At 71.2% G+C, this 14,126-nt stretch carries 11 protein-coding genes; 9 read left to right on the plus strand and 2 right to left on the minus strand.

Annotated elements, in window-relative coordinates; all coding sequences use genetic code 11:
* Nucleotide 1: 1 nt before the first annotated feature.
* On the minus strand, nucleotides 2–1,360 hold the full coding sequence (locus ACYVKF_RS01870) for an ABC transporter substrate-binding protein (RefSeq protein ID WP_460964438.1): 1,359 nt from the start codon (nucleotides 1,358–1,360) through the stop codon (nucleotides 2–4).
* A 372-nt stretch (nucleotides 1,361–1,732) separates the two neighbouring features.
* On the opposite strand from ACYVKF_RS01870, the gene ACYVKF_RS01875 reads away from it, so the two are divergent.
* From ACYVKF_RS01875 to galK, 4 genes are read left to right on the plus strand one after another with little or no spacing between them, the layout of a single operon-like run.
* Entirely contained in the window at nucleotides 1,733–3,721 is a 1,989-nt protein-coding gene (locus tag ACYVKF_RS01875; RefSeq protein WP_460964440.1) for a beta-galactosidase, read from the plus strand.
* On the plus strand, nucleotides 3,722–4,534 hold the full coding sequence (locus ACYVKF_RS01880) for a DeoR/GlpR family DNA-binding transcription regulator (protein ID WP_056916729.1): 813 nt from the start codon (nucleotides 3,722–3,724) through the stop codon (nucleotides 4,532–4,534). It abuts the gene before it with no gap.
* On the plus strand, nucleotides 4,531–5,646 hold the full coding sequence (gene galT, locus ACYVKF_RS01885; protein WP_200947743.1) for a galactose-1-phosphate uridylyltransferase: 1,116 nt from the start codon (nucleotides 4,531–4,533) through the stop codon (nucleotides 5,644–5,646). The genes ACYVKF_RS01880 and galT overlap by 4 nt, the downstream gene beginning before the upstream one ends.
* Nucleotides 5,643–6,809 (plus strand): galactokinase, encoded by a 1,167-nt coding sequence (gene galK / locus ACYVKF_RS01890; RefSeq protein WP_056916728.1) that lies wholly within the window; start codon nucleotides 5,643–5,645, stop codon nucleotides 6,807–6,809. The genes galT and galK overlap by 4 nt, the downstream gene beginning before the upstream one ends.
* A gap of 231 nt (nucleotides 6,810–7,040) precedes the next feature.
* Here galK and ACYVKF_RS01895 read toward each other — a convergent pair whose 3' ends face one another.
* The gene (locus ACYVKF_RS01895) at nucleotides 7,041–7,844 is read right to left on the minus strand and encodes an exodeoxyribonuclease III (protein ID WP_460964443.1); all 804 of its coding nucleotides are present in this window, start codon (nucleotides 7,842–7,844) and stop codon (nucleotides 7,041–7,043) included.
* Nucleotides 7,845–7,916: 72 nt separating this feature from the next.
* On the opposite strand from ACYVKF_RS01895, the gene ACYVKF_RS01900 reads away from it, so the two are divergent.
* The 5 genes from ACYVKF_RS01900 to ACYVKF_RS01920 all read left to right on the plus strand — a co-directional run bounded on the left by ACYVKF_RS01900 (nucleotide 7,917) and on the right by ACYVKF_RS01920 (nucleotide 14,120).
* Nucleotides 7,917–9,455, plus strand: a complete 1,539-nt coding sequence (locus ACYVKF_RS01900) for a S10 family peptidase (RefSeq protein ID WP_460964445.1) — start codon at nucleotides 7,917–7,919, stop codon at nucleotides 9,453–9,455.
* A gap of 7 nt (nucleotides 9,456–9,462) precedes the next feature.
* Entirely contained in the window at nucleotides 9,463–10,257 is a 795-nt protein-coding gene (locus ACYVKF_RS01905) for a hypothetical protein (protein ID WP_460964447.1), read from the plus strand.
* Entirely contained in the window at nucleotides 10,254–10,538 is a 285-nt protein-coding gene (locus ACYVKF_RS01910; protein WP_460964449.1) for a PqqD family peptide modification chaperone, read from the plus strand. Before ACYVKF_RS01905 ends, ACYVKF_RS01910 begins: the two co-directional genes overlap by 4 nt.
* Before the next feature lie 449 nt (nucleotides 10,539–10,987).
* Nucleotides 10,988–11,779 carry an aquaporin Z gene (aqpZ, locus tag ACYVKF_RS01915; protein ID WP_460964451.1) on the plus strand — a complete coding sequence of 264 codons (792 nt, stop codon included), beginning with the start codon at nucleotides 10,988–10,990 and terminating at the stop codon, nucleotides 11,777–11,779.
* 124 nt (nucleotides 11,780–11,903) lie between these two features.
* Nucleotides 11,904–14,120, plus strand: coding sequence for an NADP-dependent isocitrate dehydrogenase (locus tag ACYVKF_RS01920; protein WP_460964453.1), 2,217 nt, complete (start codon nucleotides 11,904–11,906; stop codon nucleotides 14,118–14,120).
* The last annotated feature ends 6 nt before the right edge of the window (nucleotides 14,121–14,126 follow it).

The raw sequence follows: 14,126 nt of genomic DNA on the forward strand, positions 1-14,126 counted from the left end.
GTCAGCTCGCGAAGATGCTCTGCTTCTGCTTCTCGATGCCGTTGACGAGCCCGTCGATGTCCTTCGGGTTCTTGAGGAAGGACTGGATGGCCGGGATCATCACCGTGGAGGCGAAGTCCGGACGGGTGTCGCGGTCCATGAACTGCGCGATGGACTTGGCCTGGCTGACGAACTCCACCGACTTCTTCTGCAGCGAGGTGTATGCCGCCTGGTCGGCCTTGTCGTTCGTCGCGATGACGCTGGGGTCCGCCTTGACGACGATGTTCTGCGCGTCGGCGGAGCCCACGTAGGCGAGGAGCTTCTTGGCACCGGCCTCGTTCTTCGGACGCTTGGCCATCATGTAGCCGTCGATGGGCGCCTCGATGGCGTCCGCGCCGACGTTCGAGTCGATCTCGGGGAAGTTGAAGAACGTCAGGTCCTCCTGCTCCGCGCCCTTGCCGAACTGCTGGGCCACGAACGACCCGAGCAGGTAGGTGCCGGCCTTCTTCTGCTGGAGGGCCTGGGCGGCCTCCTGCCAAGTGCGACCGAGGGAGTCGGCCTGGTGGTAGTCCAGCAGCCCGGCCCAGGTGTCGAAGACGGCCTTGACCTTGGGGCTGTTCCAGGCTTCCTTGCCGGCCATCAGGTTGACGTGGAAGTCGTAGCCGTTGACGCGCAGGTTCAGCTGGTCGAAGGTGCCCATGGCGGGCCAGCCGTCCTTGTCGCCGAAGGCGATCGGGACGAGTCCGTCCTTCTTCATCTGCGTGCCGAGGGTCTTGAACTCGTCGAGGGTCTTGGGCTCGGTGTAGCCGTACTTCTCGAAGACGCTCTTGCGGTAGAACATCGCCCACGGGTAGTAGGTCGAGGGGACGAAGTACTGCTTGCCGTCGTCGCCGGTCGAGGACTTCTTGAGGGCGTCGGACATCCCGGCACCGGACAGGTCCTTCCAGACGTCGGAGACGTCGCCCGCGAGGCCCTTGGAGGCGAAGAACCGCATCCGGTAGCCGGCGAACCACATCCACACGTCGTCGGGCGAGCCCTGGAGGTAGTTGTTGATGTTCTCCTGGAAGGAGTTGTGGTCGATCGTGTTGATCTTGGTCGTCAGGCCGGGGTTGGCCTTCTGGAAGGCGTCCATGACCGACTGGATGGCCGCCTTCGGCACGGCGTCGGACTGGTTGGAGCCCACCGTCACGGTGCCGGTCGCGGCACCGCCGGAGGAAGAGGAGCCGCTGCCGCCGCCACCACACGCCGCGAGGAGCGAGGGGGCCGCGAGCAGGGTGCCGGCGCCCAGGGCGCCGCGCAGCAGGGTCCGACGGCTGACACCGCGGACAGAGGCAGGAACGAGGCTGGCGAGGTACTCGGCCTCAGAGGTCGGGCGGGTCATGACGGGTCTCCTTTGACACGGGTTGCACCGGCGCGATGGCCGAACCCATCATCCGACAGATTCGATCAAAAACCATCAACAAGTCCCGAGGATGGGCCTAGGAACCAACACCTGTCAAGAGTCTGCTCATCACGAAATGGTCGCGCATCCATCCGCCCTCCACCTCGCGGACGCCTCGCCCTCCGCGCACAGGCGGATGACGAATTCGGCTCAACCACGCCATACAGGCAGGACACAGGCTGTTGATCGAGGCGCCGGCTTCCCAGCCCACCCGGCGGAAGGGGCCACGGTCCGGAGGTCCTCCACACGAGGCTGCAGCCATCTGTTGGTTTTTGTTGACATCTTCATCAAACCGGCGCAACACTGTCCGCCATGCGTTCATGGCCGAACCGTCGGATCGCCCTGGGTGGCGACTACAACCCCGAGCAGTGGCCGCGCGAGGTCTGGTCCGAGGACATGGAGCTCATGCGCGAGGCCGGGGTCTCCTTCGTCACCCTGGGGGTCTTCTCCTGGTCGTGGCTCGAGCCGGCGAAGGGCGAGTACGACTTCGCCTGGCTGGACGACATCATGGAGCTGCTCCACGCGAACGACATCGCGGTGGACCTCGCGACGGCGACGGCGACCCCTCCTCCGTGGCTGTCCGCCGCGCACCCGGAGATCCTGCCCGTCGACCACGAGGGGCACACCCTGTGGCCGGGCAGCCGCCAGGCCTGGTGCCCGAGCTCGCCCGTCTACCGCGACTACGCCCTCGCCCTCACGACTCAGCTGGCCCAGCGGTACCACGACCACCCCGCCCTGGCCATGTGGCACGTCTCGAACGAGTACGCCTGCCACAACATCCCCTGCTACTGCGACACGTGCGCGGCCGGTTTCCGCGTCTGGCTGGGTCGCCGCCACGAGACGCTGGAGCGACTCAACGACGCCTGGGGAACGGCCTTCTGGAGCCAGCGGTACACCGACTGGGAGCAGGTCCTCCCCCCGCGGCTGACCACGACGTTCGCCAACCCCACGCACGTGCTCGACTACAAGCGGTTCCAGTCCGACACGCTGCTGGACTTCTTCCGCAGCGAGAAGGCCATCCTCGAGGACCTGTCGCCCGGCATCCCCGTGACGACGAACTTCATGACGCTCGCGCACTTCGACCACCTCGACTACCACCAGTGGGCCGCCGAGCAGGACGTCGTCAGCACCGACCACTACGTGGTCGCGGCCCTCGAGCACCCGCAGGCCGAGCTGGCCTTCAGCGGTGACATCACCCGTGGCCTGGCCGGTGGCCGGCCGTGGCTGCTGATGGAGCACTCGACGAGCGCCGTGAACTGGCAGCCCGTCAACCCGGCGAAGCTCCCCGGCGGCACGCTGCGTGACAGCCTCGCCCACGTCGCCCGTGGCGCCGACACCCTCGGCTTCTTCCAGTGGCGTCAGTCGCTGTCCGGCTCGGAGAAGTTCCACTCCGCCCTCGTCCCCCACGCCGGCCGCGACAGCGCGCGCTTCCGCGAGGTCGTGGAGCTCGGTCAGGTCGCCGAGCGGCTCGGCGAGCTGCTCGGCTCCCGGGTCGAGGCGGACGTCGCCATCCTCTGGGACTACCAGGCCCAGTGGGCCGCCCACGGTCCGGCGATGCCGTCCAGCGAGCTGAGGTACCCCACGACCGCCCACGCGGTGCACCGCGTGCTGCGCGACCGCGGCATCACCGCGGACGTGGTGCACCCGAGCGCCGACCTCACGGCATACAAGGTCGTCGTCGTCCCGACGCTCTACCTCGTCACGGACGAGCACGCGGCAGCGGTCGCGGCGGCCGCGGAGGCCGGCGCGCAGGTCCTCGTCACGTTCTTCTCCGGCATCAGTGACAGCGACGACCACGTCCGCCTCGGGGGCTACCCGGGGGCGTTCCGCGACCTGCTCGGGGTCCGCGTCGAGGAGTTCTTCCCGCTCCTGGCGGACCAGCAGAGCATGCTCGAGGGCGGGGGCACCGGCACCCTGTGGAGCGAGGACGTCACGGCCGTCGACGCCGAGGTCCTCGACCGGTATGCCGCAGGTCCCCTCACGGGTCGGCCCGCCGTGACCCGGCGCCGCACGGGGACGGGCGCGGCGTGGTACCTCAGCACCCTCCTCGACGACGACGCGCTCGGCAGCCTCCTCGACCACCTCACCGAGGCCGGCGGGGTCGCTCCCGCGGCAACGGTGCCGCCCGGTGTCGAGGCCGTCCGGCGTCGTGGCGAGAATGGCTCCTGGCTGTTCCTCGTCAACGACACGACGACCGACCAGCAGGTTCCCGTGACCGGGCACGACCTGGTCGCGGACCGCCCCTTCACCCCCGGGACCCCGCTCGCGGCGGGCGCCGTCGCCGTCATCAGGGAGGCCTAGTTGCTCGCCAGCCAGCGTCGCGCCACCATCCTCGGCCTCGTCGAGGACAACGGTGCGGTGCGCGTGTCCGAGCTCGTCGACCAGCTCGGCGTCTCGGACATGACGGTGCGGCGCGACATCGAGCAGCTGGCCACGGAGGGACTCGTCGAGCGCGTGCACGGTGGCGCACTCGCGGTCGGGAGCAGGAGCAGCGAGGAGCCGGGCTTCACCGCGAAGTCCGCCCTCATGCAGTCGCAGAAGAACGCCATCGCCCAGGCCGCCGCCCAGCTCGTCGAGCCGGGCGCCGCCATCGGCATCTCGGCCGGCACGACGACCTACGAGTTCGCCCGTGCCGTGCGCTCCGTCCCCGACCTCACCGTCGTCACCAACTCGGTGCCGGTCGCCCAGCTGCTGCACGAGTCCGGCACCCCCGGGCAGACGGTCGTCCTGACCGGTGGTGTCCGCACCCCCTCCGACGCGCTGGTCGGGCCGGTCGCGGTCGCTGCGCTGCGCATGCTGCACGTCGACCGGTTGTTCCTCGGTGTGCACGGCATGGACGCCCGGGCCGGCCTGACCACCCCCAACCTCGTCGAGGCGGAGACCAACCAGGCGCTGGTCCAGACCGCGCGCCAGGTCTGCGTCCTCGCCGACCACACCAAGTGGGGCACGGTCGGGCTCAGCACGATCATCCCGTTGTCGTCGGTCGACCTCCTGGTCACCGATGCAGGTCTCGGCCAACGGGCCCGCACCGCCGTGAGCGAAGCCGGGGTCGAGGTGGTGCTCGCCACCCCCGGCGTCGTCCGCACGGCCCGCACGAGCAGGAGCCACGCATGACGGTGCGGCGCACGAGCCGGCGGCTGGCCGACGGACGCGAGATCATCTACTTCGACGACTCCCCCGACGCGCCCGAGCGCACCGCCGAGGACACCCGCCCCCTCGGGGACCGGGCCGCCTCGGGCGAGATCCGCTACGACGCCCTCGTCGGCGACTGGGTGGCGGTGGCAGGCCACCGCAGCAACCGCACCTTCCTGCCCCCGAAGGACGAGTGCCCCCTGTGCCCCACCGGCACGGGCAGCGTGCCGTCGGAGGTGCCCGAGGCGGCCTACGACGTCGTGGTCTTCGAGAACCGCTTCCCCAGCTACGCCCCCGTCTCGGCGCACTCCCACGCGGAGCAGGAGGACGGCGACCTCATCCAGAGCAGGCCGGCCCTCGGCCGGTGCGAGGTCGTCTGCTTCACGAGCGACCACGAGTCCACGTTCGCCGACCTGACCCCCGAGCGTGCGCGCACGGTCGTCGACGCGTGGGCCGACCGCACCGCGGAGCTCGGCGCCGTGGCCGAGGTGGAGCAGGTGTTCTGCTTCGAGAACCGCGGGCAGGAGATCGGCGTCACCCTGCACCACCCGCACGGCCAGATCTACGCCTACCCCTACCTGCCCGAGCGCAGCAGGACGATCCTCGAGCAGGCCACCGCGCACCACGCCCGCACCGGCCGGCTCCTCGGGGCCGACATCCTCGCGGCCGAGCTGCACGCCAAGGAGCGCGTGGTCATCGACACCGAGCACTGGGCGGCCTACGTCCCCTACGCCGCCCGCTGGCCGGTCGAGGTGCACCTGGCCCCCCACCGCGACGTGCCCGACCTCGCATCGCTGACCGACGACGAGCGCGACGACCTCGCCCGCGTCTACCTCGACCTGCTGCGCCGCCTCGACCGGTACTACGTCGCCAAGGACGGCGCGCCGATCCGGCTGCCGTACATCGCCGGCTGGCACCAGGCGCCGGCCAAGCAGGGGCGGGACGTCTCGCGCCTGCACCTCCAGGTGATGTCGGTCCTGCGCTCGCCCAAGAAGCTCAAGTACCTCGCCGGTTCCGAGTCCGGCGTCGGTGGCTGGGTGAACGACGTGCCACCGGAGCGCATCGCGGCGCGTCTGCGCGAGGTCGCCCCGTGACGGGGCCGGACACCGCGGCCCGCCTGTTCCGCGACACCTTCGGCGAGGAGCCGGACGGTGTCTGGTCGGCGCCCGGGCGCGTCAACCTCATCGGCGAGCACACCGACTACAACGGCGGCCTGTGCATGCCCATCGCCCTCCCCCACCGGACGTATGCGGCGCTGCGGCGCCGCGACGACCGTCACCTGCGGATCGTCTCGGCCCAGGGCGACGGCGTGGTGGAGCTCGACCTGGACGACGTCGGCCCCGGCAGCCCACAGGGGTGGGCGGCGTACGTCGCCGGCGTCCCTTGGTCCCTTGAGCGGGCCGGCCACCCGGTGGGTGGGTTCGACGTGGCGGTGGAGGGCCGCGTGCCCCTCGGCGCCGGGCTGTCCAGCTCGGCAGCGCTCGAGTGCGCGGTCGCGGCAGCCCTGAGCGACGTGTTCGACCTCGTCCTGCTCGACTCCCCCGCCGGTCGCGTCGACCTCGCCGCCGTCTGCGTGGAGGCCGAGAACACCGTGGCCAAGGCGCCGACCGGCGGCATGGACCAGTCGGCCTCGCTCCTCGCCCAGCAAGGGCACGCGCTGCTGCTCGACTGCCGTGACTTCTCGACCGAGCAGGTGCCGTTCGACCTCGCCGCGCACGACCTGGCCCTGCTCGTCGTCGACACCCGTGCCGTCCACGAGCTGGTCGACGGGCAGTACGCCGAGCGTCGCGACTCGTGCGAGCAGGCGGCCCGCGAGCTCGGGGTCGAGACCCTGCGCGACGTCGACGTCGCGGACCTCGATGCGGCCCTGGAGCGCCTCTCCTCCGACCTCCTGCGTCGTCGCGCGCGGCACATCGTCACCGAGATCGCCCGGGTGGAGCAGGCGCGGGAGGCGCTGCGCGCTGACGACTTCGCCCGCCTCGGCGAGCTCTTCCTCGCCTCGCACGACTCCATGCGCGACGACTTCGAGATCTCCGTCGACGAGCTCGACACCGCGGTCACGTCGGCCACGTCGGCCGGCGCCCTGGGCGCCCGGATGACCGGCGGCGGGTTCGGCGGGTCCGCGATCGCCCTGGTGCGTCGCGAGTCCGCCGACGAGGTCCGGGCGGCCGTGGAGAAGTCGTTCGCCGACAAGGGGTTCCGGGCCCCTGAGTGCTTCGTCGTGTCCGCTGCCGGCCCGGCCGGGCGCGACCTCTAGACGGCGGGTCGCGTCCGACTGCCCCTGGCTCGGACGCGACCTGCTCCCCATCACGGCCATGTGCGCCGGATCCGTCACGAATCGCCCCTGCCCGACGAGCATCGGGGCGATTCGTGCAGCAAACGGCACCGATCGCCCCGCCGCCGCTCGCGCCGAACGCCCGCGCCGTCCCGCGCCCGGGGCCGGGCCCGGGGCCGGGCCAGGGCCCGCGCCCGCGCCCGGGGCCCGCCGTCAGCCGAGGTCGTAGTCCACGGTGACGGCCGCGTGGTCGGACCAGCGCTGGTCGTAGGACGCCGCGCGTCCGACGGTGGCCCGCACCGCCCGTCGGGCGAGGGGACGGCTCGCCAGCTGGTAGTCGATGCGCCACCCCGAGTCGTTGTCGAACGCCTTCCCCCGCCAGGACCACCAGGTGTACGGACCGGGCCCCGGCCCGTGCAGGTCGCGATGGACGTCGGCCCACGCCCCGTCCGCGAACCAGTCGTCGAGGTGGGCCCGCTCCTGCGGAAGGAAGCCCGACTTCGTGAGGTTGCCCTTCCAGTTCTTGAGGTCGTGCTCGTGGTGGGCGACGTTGAGGTCGCCGGTCACCACGGCGAGCCGGCCGGCGGCGGACCACTCGCGCAGACGCGACCCCATGGCGTCGAGGAAGCGCAGCTTCTCCGCCTGGCGCTCGGTGCCCGCCTCACCGGTGTGGACGTACGTCGACGCCACCGTCACCGTCCCGGACGGCGTGGCGAGGTCCACCTCGACCCAACGGCCGGCCCCGTCGAACTCCGCGGCGCCGACCGTCGTCGACACCCGCGCCTGCGGTTCCCGGCTCAGGACGGCCACCCCGGCGCGTCCCTTGGCGGCAGCCTCCGTGTGGGCAACGTGCCAGTCGCCGAAGCCACCTTCGGCCAGGCACTGCGCGAGCTGGTCGTCGCTCGCCCGGACCTCCTGCAGGCACAGGACGTCCGCCTCCTGCTCCGCCAGCCACGCCACACCCCCGCGCCGGGCGGCGGCCCGAATGCCGTTGACGTTGGCCGTGATCAGACGCATCCAGCCATTCTGCCGCCTGCCTCACACCTCGATTCGACCGCCCCGGCCCGTCCCCACGCATAGGGTGACGCCATGGCCGACGAGTCCGCATCCACGACCAGCACGACCCCGCACACGCCCGAACCGGGCGAGACGGTGACGACGTCCACGGACACCACGACCGTGACGACCGCCCCGGCACCGCCCAAGGACGACCTGGTCGAGACCCAGCACACCCTCGTGATCGGGCGCCGTCGCCTGCGCTACACCGCGACCACGGGTCGGGTGGTGCTGCGTGAGGAGGTCTTCGAGGACCACGTCTTCAAGGGCCACCACGCCAAGGCGGAGCTGAGCATCACGTCATACGTGGTGGACACCCCGGGGACCACCCAGCGACCGGTGACGTTCGCCTTCAACGGCGGCCCGGGCTCGGCCTCGGTCTGGCTGCACCTCGGGCTGCTCGGGCCGCGGCGGGTCGACTCCGGCGACGCCCTCGCCCTCACCCCGCCGCCGTACGGCCTGCTCGACAACCCGCAGTCGCTGCTGGCGGTGTCGGACCTCGTCTTCATCGACCCGGTCTCCACCGGCTACTCGCGCGCGGTCGAGGGCGGCAAGGCGAACGACTACCACGGCTTCACCGCCGACATCGAGAGCGTCGGCGAGCTGATCCGGCTGTGGACGACCCGCCACAACCGTTGGCTGTCACCGAAGTTCATCGCCGGCGAGTCCTACGGCACGGTCCGTGCGGCCGCCCTGGCGGAGCACCTGCAGACGCGCCACGGCCTCTACCTCAACGGGCTCATGCTCATCAGCTCGGTGCTCGACCTCGCCACCGTGGACTTCGAGTTCAGCAACGACCGCGCCCACGTCGACTACCTCCCGACCTACGCCGCGACCGCGCACTTCCACGGCAAGCACGGACGCAAGTCGCTCCAGACCGTGCTCGCCGAGGCGGAGGAGTATGCCGCCCGCGACTACCCGTGGGCGCTGTCCCGTGGCTCCCGGCTGACCTCGGAGGAACGGGCCGAGCACGTCACCCGGCTCGCCGCGCTGACCGGCCTCTCCGAGGCGTACGTCGACAGGGCGGACCTGCGGATCGAGCACGTGCGGTTCTTCACCGAGCTGTTGCGCGACCAGCAGCTCTCCGTCGGGAGGCTCGACAGCCGGTTCACCGGCCCGCTGGCCGCGGGCAACGCGGAGACGTGGGACGCCGACCCCTCCATGGACGCGATCCTGGGGCCCTACGCGTCGGCATGGAACCACTACGTCCGCGACGAGCTGGGCTACAGCAGCGACCTCCCCTACACGGTGTTCTCGCCACCGGCCTCGAAGGACTGGTCCTACAAGGAGTTCGAGGGCAAGCCGGTCGACGTCAGCGCCCAGCTGGCGCGCGCGATGCGGGCCAACCCGCACCTCAAGGTGCACGTGGCCTACGGGTACTTCGACGGAGCCACGCCCTACTACGGCGCCCAGGACGTCGTCGCGCACCTGCAGGTCCCCGCCTCGCTCCACGACAACCTCGAGCACGCCTACTACGAGGCCGGTCACATGATGTACGTCCACGAGCCGTCCCGGCTGCAGCAGAGCGCGGACCTCGCGGACTTCGTCACCAGGGCCAGCGGTCGGTCCTAGCGTCGGCGTGTCCCTCACCGTCCTGGCCCTCGGTGTCGGCGTCACCGTCGACGTGGGCGGCGACCGGGCCCAGGAGCTGCACGCAGCCCTCGCCGGACGATGGGCACCGTGCGTCGCTCCCCCCGGGACCGACGTCGTGGCGCGGGTCGGGGCGGTGCTCGACAGCGACCCTGCCGTCGGTGCGGCCGCCGAGGCTGACGGGCTCGCGAGCCGACCGCGCCTGGACGACCTGCTGCAGGTCATCACCCGTGAGGTGACGGTCGCCGCCATCGACGCCGTGGGCGGGGACCACGTGCTGCTGCACGCTGCCTGCCTCGCCGACAGGGACACCGGCCGCGCGACGGCGTTCGTCGCCTCCGGGGGCACGGGCAAGACCACCCTCGCCCGGACGCTCGGACCGGGCCGCTGGTACGTCACCGACGAGACCGTCGCCGTGCGGTCGGACGGCACCGTGGTGCCCTACCCCAAGCCGTTGTCGCTGCGACGGTCGCCCGCGAGCGACCACAAGGACGAGACCTCACCACGGTCGCTGGGGCTCGACCCCGCCCCTGCCGCCGCTCGGCTCCCGCTGGCCCAGGTCCTCCTGCTCGACCGGGAGGACGGTCCGCCCGGCCACCTCCACGTGTCACCGCTGGGGACCCTGGACGCCATCGACGCCTTGGTCCCCCACACCTCGCACCTCCTCGACCTCGACGAACCACTGCACCGGCTGGCCGCCCTGCTCGAACGCATCGGCGGGGCCGCGCGGGTGAGCTACTCGGAGGCGGCCGACCTCGCACCCCTCCTGGAGGCTGCGACGTGAGCGGCGGCCCACGCCATACCGGGGTCCGCGTCCGAGCCGTCCCGCCGAGGGAGCGGCTCGACCGCGACGGTGAGGCGATCGCGCTGGTCGGCACCTCGGTGCTGCGGCTCTCGGCCGTCGCCGTCGCCGTCCTCGACGGGTGCGCCGACACGTGGACCGACCCGACAGAGCTCTCGGCGATGCTCCGCGTGCGGTTCGGGGCCCCCGACGGCGACGCCGACGTGGCCCTGCGGTCGCTGGTGGAGACGCTGGCCGGAGCAGGCCTGCTGGAGCTGGCGTGACGGCTCGTCGCCCAGTGGGTCCGCCCAGGACGCGGCCTGCCGCACGCCGGGTGGAACCCGTCGTGCCGACACCCCCGGCCGTCGCCTGAGCTGGCCCCCCGACCGTCCTCAGCCGCCCCCAGCGGCCGAGGACGGTCGTCCAGTGCGGAGTCCTCGACAACTTGCGATCCCGAGCCCCTGCGGCCCGCTCTGCACACCTGAAACGTAAAGGAACGACAGGTTTTGCACCAGTGTTTGGTCAAGTCGGGTGGTGCGCGTTTCCCGGGTCGTGAGCATTGCCGCTTTCGTGCAGTCGAACGGCTGAGTCCCACCTCGTCCGAACGGATGAGAACACGTTCATCCCGCCGCCCCACCGCCCACGGACGGGTCTTGCCCCGGTTGCCCGGTGCCTCCACCATGGAACGACCCGGGGGGCCTCCGACGCACCCCCATGCACCCAGGAGCGTCCGATGCGCACTCCCCCACTCCCGTCCCGGCTCGGCGCCGAGGCGCTCGGCACCTTCTGGCTCGTCTTCGGGGGCTGTGGCAGTGCCGTCTTCGCGGCGAAGTACCTGGCCCCCGACGTCCCGTCCGGCCAGTCCGTGCAGCTCGGCATCGGCTTCCTCGGCGTGGCCCTGGCGTTCGGGCTCACCGTGATGACGATGGCGTATGCCGTCGGGCACGTGTCCGGCGCGCACTTCAACCCCGCGGTGACCATCGGCGTCGCCGTGGCCAAGCGGTTCCCCTGGGCCGAGGTGCCGGCCTACGTCGTGGCCCAGGTGGTCGGCGGCCTGCTCGCCGGGCTGGCCCTGTGGGGCGTCGCGCGCGGCTCGGCAGGGTTCAAGGTCACCGGCAACCTCGCCGCCAACGGTTATGGCGACCACTCCCCCGGCGGGTACACCCTCGTCGCGGTCCTCGTCGCCGAGGCCATCCTCACCGCGTTCTTCCTCTACATCATCCTTGGAGCCACCGACGAGCGGGCGCCCGTCGGGTTCGCGCCCATCGCCATCGGCCTGGGCCTGACGCTGATCCACCTCATCTCCATCCCGATCAGCAACACGTCGGTGAACCCCGCCCGCTCCACCGCCGTGGCCTTCTTCAACGGCAACGGCGCGCCCGGACAGCTCTGGGCGTTCTGGGTCGCGCCCATCGTCGGCGCCGCGATCGCCGGGGCGACCTACCACCTCGTCACCGGCATCGACCGTCGCGACGAGGACATCACCGGCATGGTGGAGCCCGAGGACGCCCCCTCGACCACCTGATCCCGACGCAGCCGTCCCGAGACGGCCACGGCCCACCCCATCGGGTCCCGGACGGTTCGATAGCCTGAGCAACGCTGCGCACGAACGCTGCGAGCACGACGAGCCCAGGGAGAGAGCCGCCGACATGGCCAAGATCATCTACACCCTCACCGACGAGGCGCCGATGCTGGCGACCTACTCCTTCCTGCCGGTGATCGAGGCCTTCGCGTCCACCGCGGGCGTCGACGTCGAGACCCGTGACATCTCCCTGTCGGGGCGCATCATCGCGGCCTTCGACGACCTCCTCCCCGAGGACCAGCGCATCGGCGACGCCCTCGGCGAGCTCGGGCAGCTCGCGACCACGCCCGAGGCCAACATCATCAAGCTCCCCAACATCTCGGCCTCCCTGCCGCAGCTCAAGGCAGCCATCGCCGAGCTCCGGTCGCAGGGCTACGACCTGCCCGCCTACCCCGACGAGCCGAGCAACGACGCGGAGAAGGATGCCCGTGCGCGGTACGACGGCGTCAAGGGCAGCGCAGTCAACCCCGTCCTGCGCGAGGGCAACTCCGACCGCCGGGCGCCTGCCGCCGTGAAGAACTACGCGCGCAAGCACCCGCACTCCATGGGTGCCTGGAGCCCCGACTCGCGCACCTCGGTGGCCACCATGGGCTCCGACGACTTCCGGTCCAACGAGCAGTCGGTCGTCCTCCCCGCCGCGGACACCCTGACCATCCATCTGGTCACCGACGCCGGCACCACCGTCCTCAAGGAGGGGCTGAAGGTCCTCGAGGGCGAGGTCGTCGACGCCACGGTGCTGAGCGCCGCCGCGCTCGACGCGTTCCTCACCGAGCAGATCGCCAGGGCCAAGGCCGACGGCGTGCTCTTCTCCGTGCACCTCAAGGCCACGATGATGAAGGTCTCCGACCCGATCATCTTCGGCCACGTCGTGCGGGCGTTCCTCCCGGACGTCTTCTCCCGGTATGGCGCCGAGCTCGCCGCTGCGGGCCTGTCCGCGAACAACGGCCTCGGCTCGATCCTCGACGGGCTCGACGCCCTCCCCGAGGGCACCCGCGACGAGGTCCGTGCGGCGATCCAGCAGGGTCTCGCCGACGGCCCGAAGCTCGCGATGGTCAACTCCGACAAGGGGATCACGAACCTCCACGTCCCGAGCGACGTCATCGTGGACGCCTCGATGCCGGCCATGATCCGCACCTCCGGCCACATGTGGGGCCCGGACGGCGAGGAGGCCGACACCCTCGCCGTCATCCCCGACAGCTCCTACGCCGGCGTCTACCAGGCCGTCATCGACGACTGCCGCGAGCACGGCGCCTACGACCCCACGACGATGGGCTCGGTCCCCAACGTCGGCCTGATGGCGCAGAAGGCCGAGGAGTACGGCAGCCACGACAAGACGTTCGAGATCGCCGAGGGGGGCACCGTCCAGGTCGTCGACAGCTCCGGCGAGGTGCTGATGTCGCACGACGTGCAGCCCGGCGACATCTGGCGCGCCTGCCAGACCAAGGACGCCCCGATCCGCGACTGGGTCAAGCTCGCCGTCACGCGTGCCCGCGCCTCGAAGACCCCTGCGGTCTTCTGGCTCGACGCGACCCGAGCGCACGACCGCAACCTCATCGCGAAGGTCGAGGCCTACCTGCCCGAGCACGACACCGACGGGCTCGACCTCCAGGTGCTCTCGCCGGTCGAGGCGGCCAAGTTCTCCGTCGAGCGCATCCGCAAGGGCGAGGACACCATCTCCGTCACCGGGAACGTGCTGCGTGACTACAACACCGACCTCTTCCCGATCCTCGAGCTCGGTACCAGCGCCAAGATGCTCTCGGTGGTCCCGCTGATGAACGGTGGCGGCCTCTTCGAGACCGGCGCCGGTGGCTCCGCCCCGAAGCACGTGCAGCAGCTGCTCCAGGAGAACTACCTGCGCTGGGACAGCCTCGGCGAGTTCCTGGCCCTGGCCGAGAGCCTTCGCCACATGGCCACGACGACCGACAACGCGCGCGCCGCGCTGCTGGGCGAGGCGCTCGACAAGGCGACCGAGCGGCTGCTCAACGAGAACAAGGGCCCGGCCCGCAAGGTCGGCCAGATCGACAACCGCGGCAGCCACTTCTACCTCGCGCTGTTCTGGGCGAACGAGCTCGCGCAGCAGACCGAGGACGCCGCGCTGGCCGAGGCGTTCAGCCAGGTCTCGAAGACCCTCACCGAGCAGGAGGACGCCATCAACGCCGAGCTGCTCGCCGTCCAGGGCCACCCCGCCGACATCGGTGGCTACTACCGCCCCGACGAGGCCAAGGCGTCGGCGGTCATGCGCCCGAGCGCCACGTTCAACGAGGCGCTCGCCGCCCTGCGCTGAGCCACA

Source organism: Pedococcus soli, from assembly GCF_054782575.1.